Annotated in this window: 15 protein-coding genes, 15 tRNA genes, 1 rRNA gene and 1 pseudogene; 30 read left to right on the top strand and 2 right to left on the bottom strand. The window is 45.5% G+C overall.

The genetic code is table 11. From position 1 onward, the window contains the following. The 16 genes from ACN6NF_RS20795 to ACN6NF_RS20720 all read left to right on the top strand — a co-directional run. Positions 1–1,595 (top strand): 23S ribosomal RNA (locus ACN6NF_RS20795); the annotation flags it as partial. Between the two features lie 64 nt (positions 1,596–1,659). After that, a tRNA-Asn gene (locus ACN6NF_RS20790) sits at positions 1,660–1,735 on the top strand. A gap of 3 nt (positions 1,736–1,738) precedes the next feature. Then, positions 1,739–1,830 (top strand) — tRNA-Ser (locus ACN6NF_RS20785). A gap of 17 nt (positions 1,831–1,847) precedes the next feature. Further along, positions 1,848–1,919 (top strand) — tRNA-Glu (locus ACN6NF_RS20780). A gap of 68 nt (positions 1,920–1,987) precedes the next feature. Beyond that, positions 1,988–2,063: transfer RNA gene (locus tag ACN6NF_RS20775), tRNA-Val, on the top strand. A gap of 25 nt (positions 2,064–2,088) precedes the next feature. Then, a tRNA-Met gene (locus ACN6NF_RS20770) sits at positions 2,089–2,165 on the top strand. A gap of 15 nt (positions 2,166–2,180) precedes the next feature. Next, a tRNA-Asp gene (locus ACN6NF_RS20765) sits at positions 2,181–2,257 on the top strand. A 37-nt stretch (positions 2,258–2,294) separates the two neighbouring features. After that, positions 2,295–2,367: transfer RNA gene (locus tag ACN6NF_RS20760), tRNA-Phe, on the top strand. Between the two features lie 23 nt (positions 2,368–2,390). After that, positions 2,391–2,466 (top strand) — tRNA-Thr (locus tag ACN6NF_RS20755). Between the two features lie 4 nt (positions 2,467–2,470). Continuing rightward, positions 2,471–2,556, top strand: a tRNA-Tyr gene (locus ACN6NF_RS20750). A 7-nt stretch (positions 2,557–2,563) separates the two neighbouring features. Next, positions 2,564–2,637 (top strand) — tRNA-Trp (locus tag ACN6NF_RS20745). Between the two features lie 19 nt (positions 2,638–2,656). Continuing rightward, a tRNA-His gene (locus tag ACN6NF_RS20740) sits at positions 2,657–2,729 on the top strand. 9 nt (positions 2,730–2,738) lie between these two features. After that, positions 2,739–2,813, top strand: a tRNA-Gln gene (locus tag ACN6NF_RS20735). Between the two features lie 6 nt (positions 2,814–2,819). Further along, positions 2,820–2,891: transfer RNA gene (locus tag ACN6NF_RS20730), tRNA-Gly, on the top strand. A gap of 12 nt (positions 2,892–2,903) precedes the next feature. Beyond that, a tRNA-Cys gene (locus ACN6NF_RS20725) sits at positions 2,904–2,978 on the top strand. A gap of 11 nt (positions 2,979–2,989) precedes the next feature. Then, a tRNA-Leu gene (locus tag ACN6NF_RS20720) sits at positions 2,990–3,068 on the top strand. 43 nt (positions 3,069–3,111) lie between these two features. Here the strand turns inward: ACN6NF_RS20720 and ACN6NF_RS20715 are convergent. Further along, positions 3,112–3,237, bottom strand: a complete 126-nt coding sequence (locus tag ACN6NF_RS20715) for a hypothetical protein (RefSeq protein ID WP_258196287.1) — start codon at positions 3,235–3,237, stop codon at positions 3,112–3,114. Between the two features lie 784 nt (positions 3,238–4,021). Next, positions 4,022–4,216, bottom strand: a complete 195-nt coding sequence (locus tag ACN6NF_RS20710) for a hypothetical protein (RefSeq protein WP_474319390.1) — start codon at positions 4,214–4,216, stop codon at positions 4,022–4,024. Between the two features lie 218 nt (positions 4,217–4,434). Between ACN6NF_RS20710 and ACN6NF_RS20705 the strand changes: the two genes are divergently transcribed. The 14 genes and pseudogenes from ACN6NF_RS20705 to ACN6NF_RS20640 all read left to right on the top strand — a co-directional run bounded on the left by ACN6NF_RS20705 (position 4,435) and on the right by ACN6NF_RS20640 (position 16,316). Then, positions 4,435–4,956, top strand: coding sequence for a MarR family transcriptional regulator (locus ACN6NF_RS20705; RefSeq protein ID WP_016819923.1), 522 nt, complete (start codon positions 4,435–4,437; stop codon positions 4,954–4,956). Continuing rightward, positions 4,937–5,713 (top strand): Fe-S cluster assembly ATPase SufC, encoded by a 777-nt coding sequence (gene sufC, locus ACN6NF_RS20700; RefSeq protein WP_016819924.1) that lies wholly within the window; start codon positions 4,937–4,939, stop codon positions 5,711–5,713. Before ACN6NF_RS20705 ends, sufC begins: the two co-directional genes overlap by 20 nt. 23 nt (positions 5,714–5,736) lie before the next feature. After that, positions 5,737–7,044 carry a Fe-S cluster assembly protein SufD gene (gene sufD / locus ACN6NF_RS20695; RefSeq protein ID WP_474319389.1) on the top strand — a complete coding sequence of 436 codons (1,308 nt, stop codon included), beginning with the start codon at positions 5,737–5,739 and terminating at the stop codon, positions 7,042–7,044. Positions 7,045–7,087: 43 nt separating this feature from the next. Continuing rightward, a pseudogene (gene sufB, locus ACN6NF_RS20690) lies at positions 7,088–8,484 on the top strand (Fe-S cluster assembly protein SufB). A gap of 313 nt (positions 8,485–8,797) precedes the next feature. Then, positions 8,798–9,037, top strand: a complete 240-nt coding sequence (locus ACN6NF_RS20685) for a NifU family protein (protein ID WP_474319387.1) — start codon at positions 8,798–8,800, stop codon at positions 9,035–9,037. A gap of 439 nt (positions 9,038–9,476) precedes the next feature. Further along, on the top strand, positions 9,477–10,034 hold the full coding sequence (locus ACN6NF_RS20680; RefSeq protein ID WP_016819928.1) for a TetR/AcrR family transcriptional regulator: 558 nt from the start codon (positions 9,477–9,479) through the stop codon (positions 10,032–10,034). Between the two features lie 143 nt (positions 10,035–10,177). Beyond that, positions 10,178–11,404, top strand: a complete 1,227-nt coding sequence (locus ACN6NF_RS20675) for an MFS transporter (RefSeq protein ID WP_474319385.1) — start codon at positions 10,178–10,180, stop codon at positions 11,402–11,404. Between the two features lie 127 nt (positions 11,405–11,531). Further along, a complete protein-coding gene (locus ACN6NF_RS20670; RefSeq protein WP_017428655.1) occupies positions 11,532–11,843 on the top strand; it encodes a LiaF transmembrane domain-containing protein in 312 nt (103 codons plus the stop codon). A gap of 88 nt (positions 11,844–11,931) precedes the next feature. Beyond that, on the top strand, positions 11,932–12,600 hold the full coding sequence (locus ACN6NF_RS20665; protein ID WP_474319384.1) for a PspA/IM30 family protein: 669 nt from the start codon (positions 11,932–11,934) through the stop codon (positions 12,598–12,600). Positions 12,601–12,606: 6 nt separating this feature from the next. Continuing rightward, on the top strand, positions 12,607–13,092 hold the full coding sequence (locus ACN6NF_RS20660) for a PspC domain-containing protein (RefSeq protein WP_102998138.1): 486 nt from the start codon (positions 12,607–12,609) through the stop codon (positions 13,090–13,092). Continuing rightward, the gene (locus ACN6NF_RS20655; protein WP_016819933.1) at positions 13,092–13,796 is read left to right on the top strand and encodes a PspA/IM30 family protein; all 705 of its coding nucleotides are present in this window, start codon (positions 13,092–13,094) and stop codon (positions 13,794–13,796) included. The genes ACN6NF_RS20660 and ACN6NF_RS20655 overlap by 1 nt, the downstream gene beginning before the upstream one ends. A 148-nt stretch (positions 13,797–13,944) precedes the next feature. Continuing rightward, entirely contained in the window at positions 13,945–14,592 is a 648-nt protein-coding gene (liaF, locus tag ACN6NF_RS20650) for a cell wall-active antibiotics response protein LiaF (RefSeq protein WP_474319383.1), read from the top strand. Positions 14,593–14,608: 16 nt separating this feature from the next. After that, the gene (locus tag ACN6NF_RS20645) at positions 14,609–15,688 is read left to right on the top strand and encodes a sensor histidine kinase (protein ID WP_013372996.1); all 1,080 of its coding nucleotides are present in this window, start codon (positions 14,609–14,611) and stop codon (positions 15,686–15,688) included. Further along, positions 15,666–16,316, top strand: coding sequence for a response regulator (locus ACN6NF_RS20640; RefSeq protein WP_474319382.1), 651 nt, complete (start codon positions 15,666–15,668; stop codon positions 16,314–16,316). Before ACN6NF_RS20645 ends, ACN6NF_RS20640 begins: the two co-directional genes overlap by 23 nt. The last annotated feature ends 60 nt before the right edge of the window (positions 16,317–16,376 follow it).

Here is a 16,376-nt window from a genome sequence, read left to right as displayed (position 1 = left end):
AGATCCGCCGAAAGCCTAAGGGTTCCTGAGGAAGGTTCGTCCGCTCAGGGTAAGTCGGGACCTAAGGCGAGGCCGATAGGCGTAGTCGAAGGACAACAGGTCGAAATTCCTGTACCACCGTAATCCGCTATGAGCGATGGGGTGACGCAGTAGGGTAGTGACGCGGACTGATGGATGTCCGTCTAAGCAGTGAGGCTGATGTGTAGGCAAATCCGCACATCGTAAGGCTGGGCTGTGATGGGGAGCGAAAATTGTAGTAGCGAAGGTCATGATCTCAGACTGCCAAGAAAAGCCTCTAGCCAGGAGAAGGTGCCCGTACCGCAAACCGACACAGGTAGGCGAGAAGAGAATTCTAAGGCGCGCGGAAGAACTCTCGTTAAGGAACTCGGCAAAATGACCCCGTAACTTCGGGAGAAGGGGTGCCTCGGTAGGGTGAATAGCCCGAGGGGGCCGCAGTGAAAAGGCCCAAGCGACTGTTTAGCAAAAACACAGGTCTGTGCGAAGCCGCAAGGCGAAGTATACGGGCTGACGCCTGCCCGGTGCTGGAAGGTTAAGGGGAGTGGTAAGCTCGCAAGAGCGAAGCTATGAACCGAAGCCCCAGTAAACGGCGGCCGTAACTATAACGGTCCTAAGGTAGCGAAATTCCTTGTCAGGTAAATTCTGACCCGCACGAATGGCGTAACGACTTGGGCGCTGTCTCAACGAGAGATCCGGTGAAATTTTAATACCTGTGAAGATGCAGGTTACCCGCGACAAGACGGAAAGACCCCATGGAGCTTTACTGCAGCTTGATATTGAATTTGGGTACGATCTGTACAGGATAGGTGGGAGCCGTTGAACTTTGAGCGCCAGCTTGAAGGGAGGCATCCTTGGGATACCACCCTGATCGTATCTAGGTTCTAACTTGGTACCGTGATCCGGTACGAGGACAGTGTCAGGTGGGCAGTTTGACTGGGGCGGTCGCCTCCTAAAGAGTAACGGAGGCGCCCCAAGGTTCCCTCAGAATGGTTGGAAATCATTCGAAGAGTGCAAAGGCAGAAGGGAGCTTGACTGCGAGACCTACAAGTCGAGCAGGGACGAAAGTCGGGCTTAGTGATCCGGTGGTACCGCATGGAAGGGCCATCGCTCAACGGATAAAAGCTACCCTGGGGATAACAGGCTTATCTCCCCCAAGAGTCCACATCGACGGGGAGGTTTGGCACCTCGATGTCGGCTCATCGCATCCTGGGGCTGAAGTAGGTCCCAAGGGTTGGGCTGTTCGCCCATTAAAGCGGTACGCGAGCTGGGTTCAGAACGTCGTGAGACAGTTCGGTCCCTATCTGTCGTGGGCGTAGGAAATTTGAGAGGAGCTGTCCTTAGTACGAGAGGACCGGGATGGACGTACCGCTGGTGTACCAGTTGTTCCGCCAGGAGCACCGCTGGGTAGCTATGTACGGAAGGGATAAGCGCTGAAAGCATCTAAGCGTGAAGCCCCCCTCAAGATGAGATTTCCCAGTATGTAAGACCCCTTGAAGACGACGAGGTAGATAGGTTGGGGGTGGAAGTGCAGTAATGCATGGAGCTGACCAATACTAATCGGTCGAGGGCTTATCCTAAAGATAAGACGCAATGAAGTTTCGGATCCAGTTTTCAGGGTGTAACCTTGAAAAAAACTAATATTCCCTGATAGCTCAGTTGGTAGAGCACTCGACTGTTAATCGAGTTGTCACAGGTTCGAGTCCTGTTCGGGGAGCCATGTGGAGAGGTGTCCGAGTTGGCCGAAGGAGCACGATTGGAAATCGTGTAGGCGCCAAAAGCGTCTCGAGGGTTCGAATCCCTCTCTCTCCGCCAGAATTATTTTATAATGTGGCCCGTTGGTCAAGGGGTTAAGACACCTCCCTTTCACGGAGGTAACAGGGGTTCGAATCCCCTACGGGTCATAAAAAATATTCAAAAAAAGTTGCAATAAAAAGTTTATTGTGGTATAATATGTGGAGTGTTCCGTTAAGGAGGCTTAGCTCAGCTGGGAGAGCATCTGCCTTACAAGCAGAGGGTCGGGGGTTCGATCCCCTCAGCCTCCACCATTTTAAAATGAATATTTATTACTGTCGCGGGGTGGAGCAGTTCGGTAGCTCGTCGGGCTCATAACCCGAAGGTCGCAGGTTCAAATCCTGCCCCCGCAACCAATTAAAATGTATTATGGAACTGTGGTGTAGAGGCCTAACATGCCTGCCTGTCACGCAGGAGATCGCGGGTTCGAATCCCGTCAGTTCCGCCATTAGTAATTTATTTCCTAATAAGAAGCCTTATTATAAGGCTCGGTAGCTCAGTCGGTAGAGCAGAGGACTGAAAATCCTCGTGTCGGCGGTTCGATTCCGTCCCGAGCCACTTTTTAACTGAATAGTTTTTGTGCCGGTGTAGCTCAATTGGTAGAGCAACTGACTTGTAATCAGTAGGTTGGGGGTTCAAGTCCTCTCGCCGGCACCATTTTGGAGGATTAGCGAAGTGGCCAAACGCATCAGACTGTAAATCTGCTCCCTTACGGGTTCGGTGGTTCGAATCCATCATCCTCCACCAGTTTTATAGGGGCATAGTTTAAAGGTAGAACAACGGTCTCCAAAACCGTTGGTGTGGGTTCAATTCCTGCTGCCCCTGCCAATTACTTCTTTTTCCTGTGGCGGTCGTGGCGAAGTGGTTAACGCACCGGACTGTGACTCCGGCATTCGTGGGTTCAAGCCCCATCGGCCGCCCTTTCTTATTGGGGATTAGCCAAGCGGTAAGGCAACGGACTTTGACTCCGTCATGCATAGGTTCAAATCCTATATCCCCAGCCATCTTATGCGGACGTGGCTCAGCGGTAGAGCATCGCCTTGCCAAGGCGAGGGTCGCGGGTTCGATTCCCGTCGTCCGCTTAGTTATATTCTGGCGCCATAGCCAAGTGGTAAGGCAAAGCTCTGCAAAAGCTTTATTCCCCAGTTCAAATCTGGGTGGCGCCTCCATAATTAAATATGCCGGCGTGGCGGAATGGCAGACGCGCTCGACTCAAAATCGAGTGGGAAACCGTGGAGGTTCGAGTCCTCTCGCCGGTATTAACTAAAAAAGTTCATTAGAGACATTCTCTAATGAACTTTTTTATTTGAGCTTTAGTACCCCACTCATTGCTTGAGCTGAAGACACCTTTGAGTTGTATTCCAAATGCGAATAAATATTTGCCGTTGTTGCATAATCGCTGCGGAACCATTCCTGAACTTCTTTCATGCTTACTCCTTATACATCTACATAAATATACTCCAGGTATTCAAGACAATAAGAATTGTCAGAAGATAAGCGATAGGATTCCTGTTATTCCTTCATACGAATCAGAAGCTCATAGAACGTGTCTCACCAATGGCAGTATATGGCGACTGGCTTTATTCTTGGTTCGGTCCTTTTCATCATCTCTTGCCAATGAAGCAAAAAGTCTGCGAACATCCTTTAGCTATTACCGGATGGAGTAGCCGCTTTTACTCTTGCAGCATATCTTCGTTTTCAACCGCGAGTGCTTGTCCTTCCATATGATAATTCTTCCTGGCTTCCTGAAGCAAGATTTCGGTCTTTTCTTGGTTCCTTTTATCTTAAGCCCCGTAGGGATCCATTTTGGTTATCGTTTACCATTCTCATCTTTACAGTTAGGCGGATGTCCCGTTGCGCTTTCTCCTCTTTCAACAACTCCAGAGGGTGAACCCGATCCTTTTTCAAATACCGGTTGAGCTTCGGAATGGATTTGCTACAAAAGTGGTAGCTAATCCGCCGATGGATTGCTTTAGCGCCCAGAAGGTGCATTTGATTTTGAACTGGGCGGATAAATTTCGATGATCTAGGTCATCTCCAGTGTCAGATCGGTGCTGGCTAGAATGGAGCATCGCCTGTTCGGATTCACCAGCAAAAACCACAGTTTTTGGTATACTCTTTGGCCTCATAACATATCCAGACACAGGTAACTGACTGATTATTCATTGCCATACATGCTCACGATAGCGTACTCAAACGCGGCGATACGGCTTTAAAACAGCTCGGCCAAGCACCACCTGTGTCCTCTTTTACGATAGCGACCCCGGTCTTTGGCAGGTGTACCATGACGTTCATAGGCAACGGTATTGGACTTGGCTTCGGTTACCAGATCCATCCGGGTGCTGCCGAATTGGTTCCATTGTTCAACCCCCGCAAAGCAGGATTGATCAGAGGTATTCAAAACCATTTCCAGAACGTGCCCTAGTCAAAACACAGCCTGAGGCCGATGACAATGACAACAAACCCATGAAAAGTGCCTCCAAAATTGTATCACATTTAACACAATTGATATTGATAATCAATATCAATTGTGTTAATATAACTTTGTTTACTAGTGAACAAAAATAATCTAATGGTGACACTAAACTTGGTCTGCAACTACTACAAAGAGGGGAGATAGGGAAATTGGAGTTTCAAAATCATTTTAAAGGTCATCTTTACGAGCAATATATTAAAATGCTACATCTGAATGAGCTGTATACTGAACAAGAAATTAACTCGTTTCGGCAACAGGCCAGAAAGTACCAGATTGACATGCTCTCCAACAATATTACTAGTGTACACGTTATTGATTGCATTGGTGATTATGAACCGATAAATCATACCGGGATTGTGGAAAAGATGGGGTTGTCCAAAGCTAGTATTACTAAAATTAGTGCAAAGCTACTGGAAATGGGCTTCATTATGAAAAGTCAACTGAACAGCAATCGTAAGGAGATTTACTTTAGTTTAACGGATAAGGGAAGACACGTTTATCATTTGCATAAAGAACTGCACAAAGAAAAAGAAGAAAGGTTTTACCAATTCATTGAATCCTATTCAGAGGTTGAGCTGCAGACTATTGGAAAATTTATGAGTGATTTGGTGGCGCGTGCCGAAGAATACTCCGAAGGGAAGTTTATGATAAATGACGACATTAAAGATTGAGGAATTAAGATCCAAGATTGAAGGGAAAGAAATTTTAAAAGGGCTCACACTGGAGATTCATGGCGGAGAGATTCATGCGATTATGGGGCCTAATGGGACGGGGAAAAGTACATTGGCTTCAGCTTTAATGGGCCATCCCAAATATGAGGTTACTGGCGGTAAGGTGACATTGGACAATGAAGACCTTCTGGAGATGGAGGTGGATGAGCGTGCCCAGGCAGGCTTGTTCCTCGCTATGCAATACCCAAGTGAAATTGCTGGCGTGACCAACTCGGATTTTCTCAGAAGTGCCATCAATGCACGGCGTGAAGAAGGCGATGAGATATCCTTAATCCGTTTTATCCGTGAAATGGAGAGCAAAATGAAGGGGCTGGAGATGAACCCGGAATTTGTGCATCGTTATTTGAATGAGGGATTCTCTGGCGGTGAAAAAAAGCGGAATGAGATTTTGCAAATGATGCTACTTGAACCCAAGTTTGTGATCCTGGATGAAGTGGACTCAGGGCTTGATATTGATGCACTGCGTATTGTGGCCAATGGCGTAAATGAGATGCGCAGCCCGGATAGAGGCTTTTTAATCATCACCCATTATCAACGACTGTTGAATTATATTACCCCGGATTTTGTGCATGTCATGATGCAAGGCCAGATAGTTAAATCTGGCGGTCCGGAGCTTGCCCACCGTTTGGAGGCTGAAGGGTACGATTGGGTGAAGGAGGAACTTGGGATTACGGATGAGACGGTAAGGGAAGCTTAAAAGCCGGAGAGGAGGAACAGCACGTGGATATACAAGCTAGAGTTTCAATGAATGTGGACGATTTACGCGCATGGTCAAGTGCTAAGGATGAACCTCGTTGGCTGATTGAACGCCGCGTTCATGCACTCGAACTGGCAGGGACGCTGGAGTTGCCTAAAGTGGAGAAAATCAATCTTGAAAAATGGGATATCTACGAAAGTGGAGATTACAAAGCTGAGAATGCGTGGTCTAGTTTGGAGGAAGCGCCGGAGGTTGTTCGAGGTTTGGTTACTTCTCCGGTGAAAGGCGGACTAATCGTTCAGTTCAACTCGGATGTAGTGTATACGAAATTGTCCGAGAGCTTAGCCGCCCAGGGAGTCATTTTAACGGATCTGCATACTGCGGCAAAAGAGCATGAGGAGCTGGTTCAACGTTATCTCTTTCAGGCAGTAAAGCCAGAAGAACATCGTTTATCTGCTACACACAGTGCCTTATGGAGTGGTGGCGTTTTTCTATATGTCCCAGACGGTGTAGAGGTTGAAGCACCTATTCAAGCGATCTTTCTTAACGATACAAGCGGTGTGTGTTTTGCTCCTCACGTCTTAATTGTGGCAGGGAGCAACAGCAAGATCACTTATGTGGATAATTGTGTATCGAGTGGTGATGATGTCAAGGTATTGCATAACGGTGTGACGGAGGTCTTCGCGGGGGCGGGCTCAAAGGTGCAAGTAGCTTCGGTTCATCAGCTTGCTGCAACTACAACAGATTTCACCCAGCGACGGGCGGTCGTTCTTGCTGATGGGGGTGTGGAATGGATTATCGGTGAGATGAACAATGGTTATACCGCCAGCGATACCAAGACTTTGCTACAAGGCAACGGGGTGGTCTCCGATAATAAGGTAATTGCTATTGGCACGGGTAATCAAAAATCGAGCTATACAACTCAAGCTCAGCATTTTGGCAGAAGCTCGGTAAGCCAGATGATTACGCGTGCAGTCATGCTTGAAGAAGCTACGGCCATTATCAACGGCATTACAAAGATTGAAAAAGGTGCAACCCATTGTGATGGTCAGCAAACAGAACGCGTGCTTATGCTAAGTCCTAAAGCTCGCGGCGATGCCAATCCGATCCTGCTAATAGATGAGGATGATGTAACCGCGGGTCATGCTGCATCCGTGGGGCAAATAAATGCAGAGCAAATCTATTATCTGATGTCGCGCGGGATATCAAGGAGTGAAGCCGAACATCTTGTTATTTTCGGATTTCTCGCTCCTGTCATTTCGGAGATCCCGCTGGAAGGTGTTCGTAGTCGCCTAAAAGATTTAGTGGAAAGCAAGCTCGGCAGATCATAGCAAATCAAAATGAATCTTGAAAGGTTAAAAAGGAGTGATACTAATGGCTAAAAAAGCACCAGATACGGGCGAATATAAATATGGGTTTCGCGACAAGCACCAGTCTATTTTTCAATCTGGAAAAGGTCTGACGGAAGAGATTGTCCGGGAAATTTCCCGGATCAAGGAAGAGCCGGAGTGGATGCTCAATTTTCGGTTGAAAGCTTTGAATCAATTCTACAAAATGCCGATGCCTGAATGGGAGCGGATTTGACCGGGCTAAATCTTGATGACATCCAGTATTACGTTCGCCCTTCTGAAAAACAGGGAAAGACCTGGGAGGAGGTTCCTTCCGAGATCAAAGCAACCTTTGACAAGCTGGGAATCCCTGAAGCGGAGCAAAAGTTCCTGGCGGGCGTATCCGCTCAATATGAGTCGGAAGTAGTTTATCACAGCATGCGGAAAGAACTGGAGGATCAGGGCGTTATTTTCCTTGATACGGATACTGCATTAAAGCAATACCCCGAAGTGTTTAAGCAACATTTTGGGACGATCATCCCTCCCGCAGACAATAAATTTGCGGCGCTTAATAGTGCGGTTTGGTCAGGCGGTAGCTTTGTATACATTCCGAAGGGTGTTCATTGCGAGGTTCCTATACAAGGTTATTTCCGTATTAATTCTGAAAATATGGGTCAATTCGAGCGGACATTAATTATTGCCGAAGAGGGCAGCTTTGTCCATTATGTTGAAGGATGTACAGCACCTATTTATAGTACCAGTTCTTTGCATAGTGGAGTTATTGAAATTATTTGCCGGAAAGATTCCCGTGTCCGTTACACGACCATTCAGAATTGGGCTCCTAATATCTACAACTTGGTAACCCAAAGGGCTGTGGTAGAAGAAAATGCCACAATGGAATGGGTGGACGGTAACATCGGCTCCAAGGTAACAATGAAGTATCCGTCAGTATTATTGAAAGGACGGGGAGCCAAGGGGTCCATCCTGTCTATTGCCGTAGCCGGTAAAGATCAGCATCAAGATGCTGGCGCGAAGGTAATTCACCTTGCTCCCGAGACAACATCTACGATTATATCCAAATCCATCAGCAAGCAGGGCGGAAAAGTAAACTACCGAGGGTTGTCCAGCTTCAGCCGCGATTCCGCAGGGTCCAAGTCCAATATTAAGTGCGATACGTTGATATTGGATAACATGTCAACATCAGATACGATTCCGTACAATGAAATTAAAAACGATCAGATTACTTTGGAGCACGAGGCAACAGTATCCAAAGTGTCCGAGGAACAATTGTTTTACTTAATGAGCCGCGGGCTTACAGAACAAGATGCTACACAAATGATTGTAATGGGCTTTATTGAACCGTTTACCAAAGAATTGCCAATGGAATATGCCGTTGAAATGAATCGGTTGATTCAATTTGAGATGGAAGGAAGCATCGGTTGATTCATTAATTTAATAGATCAAACCTTTATTATTCTTTAAAGAGGTGCTAGTAATGAAGAAAAATAAATCGGACGATTCAGAACTAGCTCAAATTACCCGAGAGATACGAAAACTTCAATTCTGCCTCCATATGCTGTCAGGATTGAGCGCAAGTTGTGGTGTGATGATACCTTTAGACTCTATTCATACGCTTATAAGGGAACTTTCGGATCAAGAGGTTACTCTTAGGCAAAAAGCAAAGGATCACTCAGACGATCTAGGATGAAAAAAGGTCTGAATGACGGTTGGTAAAACAATGGGAGGAGTTGACATAATGGATGAAAATGGAGTTTTATTCGATGAAGTATCGGAAGTTCTTCTCAAACTACGTCCTTTCTTACTGCGTGACGGTGGAGATGCTGAACTGGTCGAAGTTGAGAACGGTATAGCAAAATTAAGATTTATGGGAGCATGCAATGGTTGTCCAAGTGCTACGATTACGTTAAAGGTTGCTATTGAGCGCGCAATTCTTGAGGAAATTGATGATATTAAAGAAGTTGTACAAGTATTCTAAAATTCTCGATACTGAGCAACTGAGTTAGTCCTGTCGCAGACCATAGCTACAGAAGTTGATCCCGCTGCTCAATATCAAAGTACATCGACAGATTACCTTGCGGGTAGAAATCGACGAACAGCGCTTTTTTTCTTCATCAAACAAGGTATTATCAAGATTTAATTCGGTATCGAGTGGGAAACCGTGGAGGTTCGAGTCCTCTCGCCGGTATACACAAAAGGGTAATAAAATGCTTAAAGGCATTTTATCACCCTTTTTATTAATTGCATTCTCAATTTCGGCTACATAATTAATCGGGTGTCAGATGAATGAAGATAAGAACTTCGCATAGTTTCTTTTCTAAATAGTATATTTGACTGTGACTTTGATGTTGTTGTAGGATGGTGGTACTAGAAAAACATTTATAGTTTATTAAGTGTAAGAGAAATGAGGAATGCATATGCAGGAAAGAATTTTGGAAGCTTTTGTAGAGGAAGTTCATGAAAATGGCTTGAAATTTACTATGGATGATCTTGCGAAAAGACTTGCCATCAGTAAGCGTACGTTGTATGAAAATTTTTCGTCTAAGACGCTTATATTAGAGACACTTATTGAGCGTACAAATGATGATATGATTCAAAAGACGGAGCAAATTATCCAAAACAATGAATTATCATTGTTAGAAAAGATTAAGCAGTCGATCAGGGTTATGCCGCTGTATTATAAGTTTTATGATTTAAGAATATTGGACCAGATGAAAAAGTATTATCCTGAGCAATGGAAAAGAGTACATGCTGATTTAAATGATTGGTCTCCGATTAGAACATTAATTCAAGAAGGTATTCGAGAAGGAATTATTGTGAACAAAAATGAGGCTCTGATCATGAAGCTTATTATTGATTCAGTAAATTTAACGCTTGATCAGCGTTTCTTTCTGGATAACAGTGTGACGGTAGAGGAAGCAACGTATTCCATTGTAGATATATTGTTATTTGGGTTAGTCGAAAAACAAAAATAGCCTAATAATGTGTGCCTATTAAAAGAGGCTATTTTTTTATGTGAAAACTAATAAAACAATTAAAGTTTTTTTGTTTTTGAAGTTGGAATATTGAAATTTATTACTGATAAATAAAAGGGGTTCTGAAAAGGAAGGATGGAAATATGTCTATACTGACAAGAAATCGGGGAGCAATGCTGTTATTGATGCTTAACATTTTTTTAGCATTCATGGGGATTGGATTAGTGGTTCCTGTTTTACCTAAATTCATAAGCGAGCTAGGGATGAACGGTTCTTCAATGGGACTGATGGTTGCAGCTTTTGCGCTGACACAGCTTTTATTATCACCGCTGTCAGGAAAGTTGTCTGACCGTTATGGACGTAAAAAGTTGATTGTTTCTGGGATGTTCATTTTCATGCTGTCAGAGCTTGTTTTTGGACTGGCGAGTTCTGTTCCTACCTTGTTTGTTGCACGAATCATGGGCGGGGTAGGGGCAGCGTTGCTTACACCTTCTATAATGGCCTATGTCGCTGATGTGACCTCGTTTGAGGAAAGAGGCAAGGGTATGGGAATGATCAATGCAGCAATTAACACAGGCTTCATAATCGGACCAGGGATTGGCGGTTTGCTTGCGGCCTATGGAATACGAATTCCCTTCTTTGCGGCGGCAGGTGCTGCAGGAATAGCGGCTATTTTGTCTCTGCTCGTGCTGCCTGAGTCTTTGAGCAAGGAAAAACAACAGTACAATAGAGAGCTTCCACGTGGAAAAGAAAACCTTTTACAGCAATTTGCCAAATCCTATCAATCTCCGTATTTCATGGGCTTGCTCATTGTATTTGTCGTTGCTCTTGGATTGGCGAATTTTGAGACGGTATTTGGACTATTTGTTGACCATAAATATGGTTTTACACCGATGGATATTGCCATCATTATAACGACAGGCTCTATTTTGGGGGCAGTTGTCCAAGCAACTATATTTGGTTGGATCATTAACCGTTTTGGTGAGAAAAAAGTAATTCACCTTTGCTTGGCTATCGGAGGACTGTTTATTTTTCTAACTTTATTTGCTGAGCAGTACGTGATGATTATGCTAACGACTTTTATCATCTTTCTGGCTATGGATATCCTTCGCCCAGCAGTAAGTACTTCTCTATCGAGGCAGGCTGGGGATGAGCAAGGATTTGTAGCGGGAATGAACTCGTCCTATACCAGCTTGGGGAATGTAATTGGACCGCTAGTTGCGGGACTGCTGTTTGATGTTCATATTAATTTGCCTTATATGGTTGCAGCGGTAGCCTTATTTGTTTGTCTCGTCCTTTCACTACGCTCTAAGCATGCAGGAAAGCGGCACACAACATCTCTTGCAGCAGAGCAGCGTAGAAGTGGTTAGCCGCAGGTCTATATTCACCCCCGACTTAGGTCTAGGGTCAAAAACCGTCTGGGGTCCGTTTTGTCAAACGCTAGGTCAGCGTACAATAAGGACATAAGCAAGACACAGTGAAAGGCGGTGAGAGATGATGAGAGTTAACAAAGGGAATGGGTTAGCCATTGTACTGATCGTGTTGGGTTCGATTATGCTGCTCGGTAAGTTTACTCCGTTTTTCGGTCACTTTGTAGGACACCTGATTGGTTACTTAATTCCGATAGCGATGATTATGCTGGGGTACTACGGTGTGAAAAGAGGAAATGCGCTCTTTGGTTGGATCGTGCTTGTGCTCGGGGTACTGATTTTACTGGGCAAGCTGTCCTGGCTTATTGGACCACTGCTGGCAATCGGATTAATCATATTTGGTGTATCCATGCTGAGTGACCGTAGAAGACGCTACTGAATGTGACAGTTTGAGGATGAAGAAAAATGTACGAAAACAAAGAGCAAGAAATGATGAAAATACGAAATTGCGAAAGGAGTAGACGCCAATGAGTGTTTTTCGAAGAATGCGTGATATTACGGTAGCAACCTTCAATGAGCATTTGGAACAAAGTCAAGATCCGGTACAACTCATTGATCAGTTTTTATATAATACCCGTCAGGAAATCGCCGAAGCGGAAAAGCTTCACCAGCAGTATGCAGTGCATACAAGACAAATGAAGCAGCAGTTGGATCATGCATTGTCTATGCAGGCCAAACGGGAGGAACAAGCGCTTCTGGCTTTGAAAGCAGATGAAGAACACGTCGCAAAGCTAGCCCTTCAGGAAAAGATGCTGTATGCAGAAAAAGAAGAGCAGTATAGAGAACTGTGGGAGCAGAGCCGTGAATCATTACGTGAATTGGAGCAACAGCTGGATACATTAAAGACAGAATACCAGACGGTACACAGTAAGCGTCAGTATTACGCTGCACGTGTACAAACGTTGAGACTCCAGCAGCAAATGAACGAACGGGCAGGTACATACGGCGGACGAAATGTTCCCCGAATGTTCAACCGCTTGGAAGACCGGGTAGCCGATATGGAAGCAGAAACGATGAGTCTGCGTGAATTGCGCCGGGATGACGAGTATACAAGGGATGCTCACAGCGGTGGATCGCTGCTCGAACAAGAGTGGGCGAGACTGAAAAGCAAGCTGAACAACAGCGGGAAGGAGTAAGTAATTATGACCCGAATTTACCGATCAAGCCGGGATAGAGTATTAACTGGAGTATGTGGCGGTCTTTCTGACGCAACAGGAATGGACTCAACTTGGATACGTATTCTGGTTGTGATCAGTTTCTTTATTACAGCAGGCACCACATTTATGATTTATGTGATTGCAGCGTTGGTTATTTCCAAGGAACCAAGATCTCCTTACGATGGAGGATTTGGTCCAGATAGCGGTCCCTATACCCAGCAAGATCCCCGCTATTATGGCGGTAGTAATACTAGAACACAGTACGGACAAGGAACTGGTTACAATCAAGGCGGAGCATACGGCAACTCGAACCCGTTTGGTCAGGATGCCCGCTATTCATCCAAATTTAATACAGGACACAACAGTGATCTAGATTCCATGATGGAAGATATCGAGAAAAAAGCAATGAAAAAGGAACTGGAAGAGTTACGTAAAAAAGTAGAGCAATTCGAGAAGGGAGAACGTAAATAATGGGAATCTTTAAAAGAATGAAGGATATGACAAGAGCATCGGTGAATGAAATGTTGGATAAAGTGGAAGATCCGATTATCATGTTAAATCAGTACTTGCGCGATATGGAGGCAGAAATTCACGAAGCTGAGGTAACGGTCGCCAAGCAAATGGCAAATGAGCGCCGTATGAAACAGCGTTTGGAGGAGGCTGTGCGTGTATCCAATGAGCGCGAAAAGCAGGCTGAATCTGCATTGCGAAATGGCCAGGAAGAAGTAGCACGCAAGCTGCTGGGCGAGAAGATTTATTTTGTACAAAAGCAGGATGAATACCGTGATTTGCACACTCAAGCAGAGCTCCAAGCGAAAGAACTGGTACAGCAGCTTCACGGGATGAAGGATGAATTCTACAAAATGCGCAATAAGCGTAATGAGCTGGTATCCCGTGCTCAAATGGCAAAAGCCAAAAAGCAAATGTCGCAAATCAATAGCTTGCACACGATTGAAAGCGGGTCTGCTTCGCTGGGCTTCCACCGCATGGAGGAAAAAATCATGCAAATGGAGGCAGAAGCTGACGTACTACGTGCCCCTTATCGTCAAGCACCGGGAGAGGCATATGTTAATCCCGCAGAAGCTGAAAAACAATTTAAAGTGGATGAACAGCTTCAACAGTTGAAGTCCAAAATTCAGACAGGTGCTAAACCTGTAGATATGAAGAAGGACTAACTACTCGGAACTCAAACATTATGATATGCTGTATAGATGGACACTGACCAATAACAGTGCTCAATCTGTATGGTTCGGGAAGCCATATGGCGATATATTTCGCCACTATGGCTTTTCATTCCTGTATAAACAAAAAAGGGGGTGCAGCATGGAGAAAAGAAAATCAGCCTTGGCACTGGCAGGGATTGGCATCGGGATTATCATTTTATTCGGTCAGTGGATTGGGTTCCTCTCCGTGTTTGCACTGATCCTAATGTTGGCGGGAATATATAAGATTCGCAATTCCAAAATCAAAAAGGGCTATACGATACTTGCCATCGGTGCCGGTCTACTGGTACTGGATCATTTGTTCTTGTTTGTGGTGATCACATTGGCTTCGCTGGCTGTGTTCTATTCACGTTCGAGGAAGCTGCATAAAGGTCAAAGTTCCATATTCAAACACAATTTTATATCCAATCATAAGTGGGATGAAGTGCCGTGGAGCTTGCGCAGCACAAGCATATGGCATGTCGTTGGTGATGTGGATGCTGACCTGACGCTGGCTCTTCCAGAGGAACGTGAGCCCGTCATATTTTTACAGGGGATCTTCGGTGACATTGACATCACGCTGCCGGATAATTACGGTGTAGAGGTAGAGATGTTCGTATTGTTCGGGCAAATTCAGTTCGACCGGGATCATGAGGCGGGGATGCTCAATCGACTGGTGTGGAAGTCTCCTCATTTTGAGCAGAGTGAATATAAAGTGAAGTTTGTCGTTTCGTACTTGGCGGGCGATGTTCGCATTCGATTTTATTGAATCAGGAGGAACCGGGATGAATCACAAAAAAACGTCCAACATGGTAACCCGCAGTATGGGTGAAGGTATCCTCCTGTGTGTTGTTGTGGGCGTAGTTGTCTTTTATATGCTGTATACATATGGATATGTGAAGTCGTTCCCAACCTGGGGAATGATACTGAAAGTAGCAGGAGCCGTTATACTGGTGTTGATTGGTACAGGGGCAATGTACGGATTTTATGAAAGTTATCGCTTTAAAAGTAGACTGGAAATGTTGAGAGAGACGTTGCTGATGTGGGAAAAGGGTACCCCTGCACGTGAGTTGCCCCCCCTAGGGCATGATGAGCTTGGCAGGCTGGGAGAGCAGTTGGAACGAATCGGACGTAAATGGCAGGAACAAGTTACGTCTTTACAACGTTTATCTACAGATAATGCTCAGCTGGCAGAACAGGCACGGATGACTGCGATCGTGGAGGAACGGCAGCGGCTGGCCAGGGAGTTGCATGACGCAGTATCGCAGCAATTATTTGCTATTTCAATGACAGCGACGGCTGTGGGCAGGACACTGGACAAGGATTTTGATAAAGCGCAGCGTCAAGTTGCATTAATTGAAGAAATGTCTTCCGTGGCACAATCTGAAATGCGGGCGTTACTCCTTCATCTACGGCCTGTTTATCTGGAAGGGAAACGGCTTGAGCAGGGTTTGCGTGATTTGGTACAGGAATTACAGGCAAAAGTACCAATGGAGATTGATTTTGAGATGGAAAGCGGAGTACAGTTGGTTAAGGGCATTGAGAATCACTTGTTTCGCATTGTTCAGGAAGCGATGTCTAATACATTGCGCCATGCCAAAGCAACCCGTATGGAAATTCGTATTGTGCAACGCCCGGATTCCATTCGGCTGACGATTCGGGATAATGGTATTGGTTTTGAAATGGATGAGAAAAAGCAGACATCATATGGATTATCCACCATGCAGGAGCGGGTCAGTGAAATTGGGGGAGCTATTCAGTATATAACGGCTCCGGGAAAAGGGACACGGATCGAAGTGTCTGTGCCCGTTATTTATGATGAAAGCGGAAGGAACGATGATCATGGAAACGGAATTACCGATTAGCGTACTGCTGGTAGACGACCATGAAATGGTGCGGATTGGACTTGCGGCAGTGCTGGGGACGGAAGAAGGAATTGAAGTGGTCGGCGAGGCCGGAAGCGGAGAAGAAGGTATCCGATTAGCTTCAGAATACAAGCCCAATGTGATTTTAATGGATTTGGTCATGGATGGCATGGATGGTATCGAAACGACACGCCAAGTGACACGCCTGCTTCCAGAGACAAAGGTGATTGTACTGACGAGTTATTTGGATGATGAGAAAATGTATCCGGTCATTGAGGCAGGTGCATTCAGTTATTTGCTCAAAACGTCTCGTGCTTCCGAGATCGCGGATGCGATCCGTGCAGCTGCACGCGGACAGTCTGTCCTAGAGTCACAGGTGGCCTCTAAAATGATGAATCGATTCCGCCAGCCTCAGGCTGAAGCGCCCGCACATAAAGAGCTAACAGATCGTGAGATGGAGGTTCTTCGCCTGTTAGCACAAGGGAAGTCTAACCAGGATATCGCAGATGAACTGATTATCGGGATTAAGACGGTAAAATTCCATGTCACCAACCTTCTCGCCAAATTAGGAGTTGAGGACCGCACACAGGCGGCAATCTATGCCTATAAGAACGGCTTAGCAGAGTAGATATAAAACGACGAATACAAAAAACCGGAGACGATGAATGGTCCTCCGGTTTTTTTGTGT

Source organism: Paenibacillus sp. TSM33, from assembly GCF_056099025.1.
This window is presented reverse-complemented; position numbering and strand designations above follow the sequence as displayed.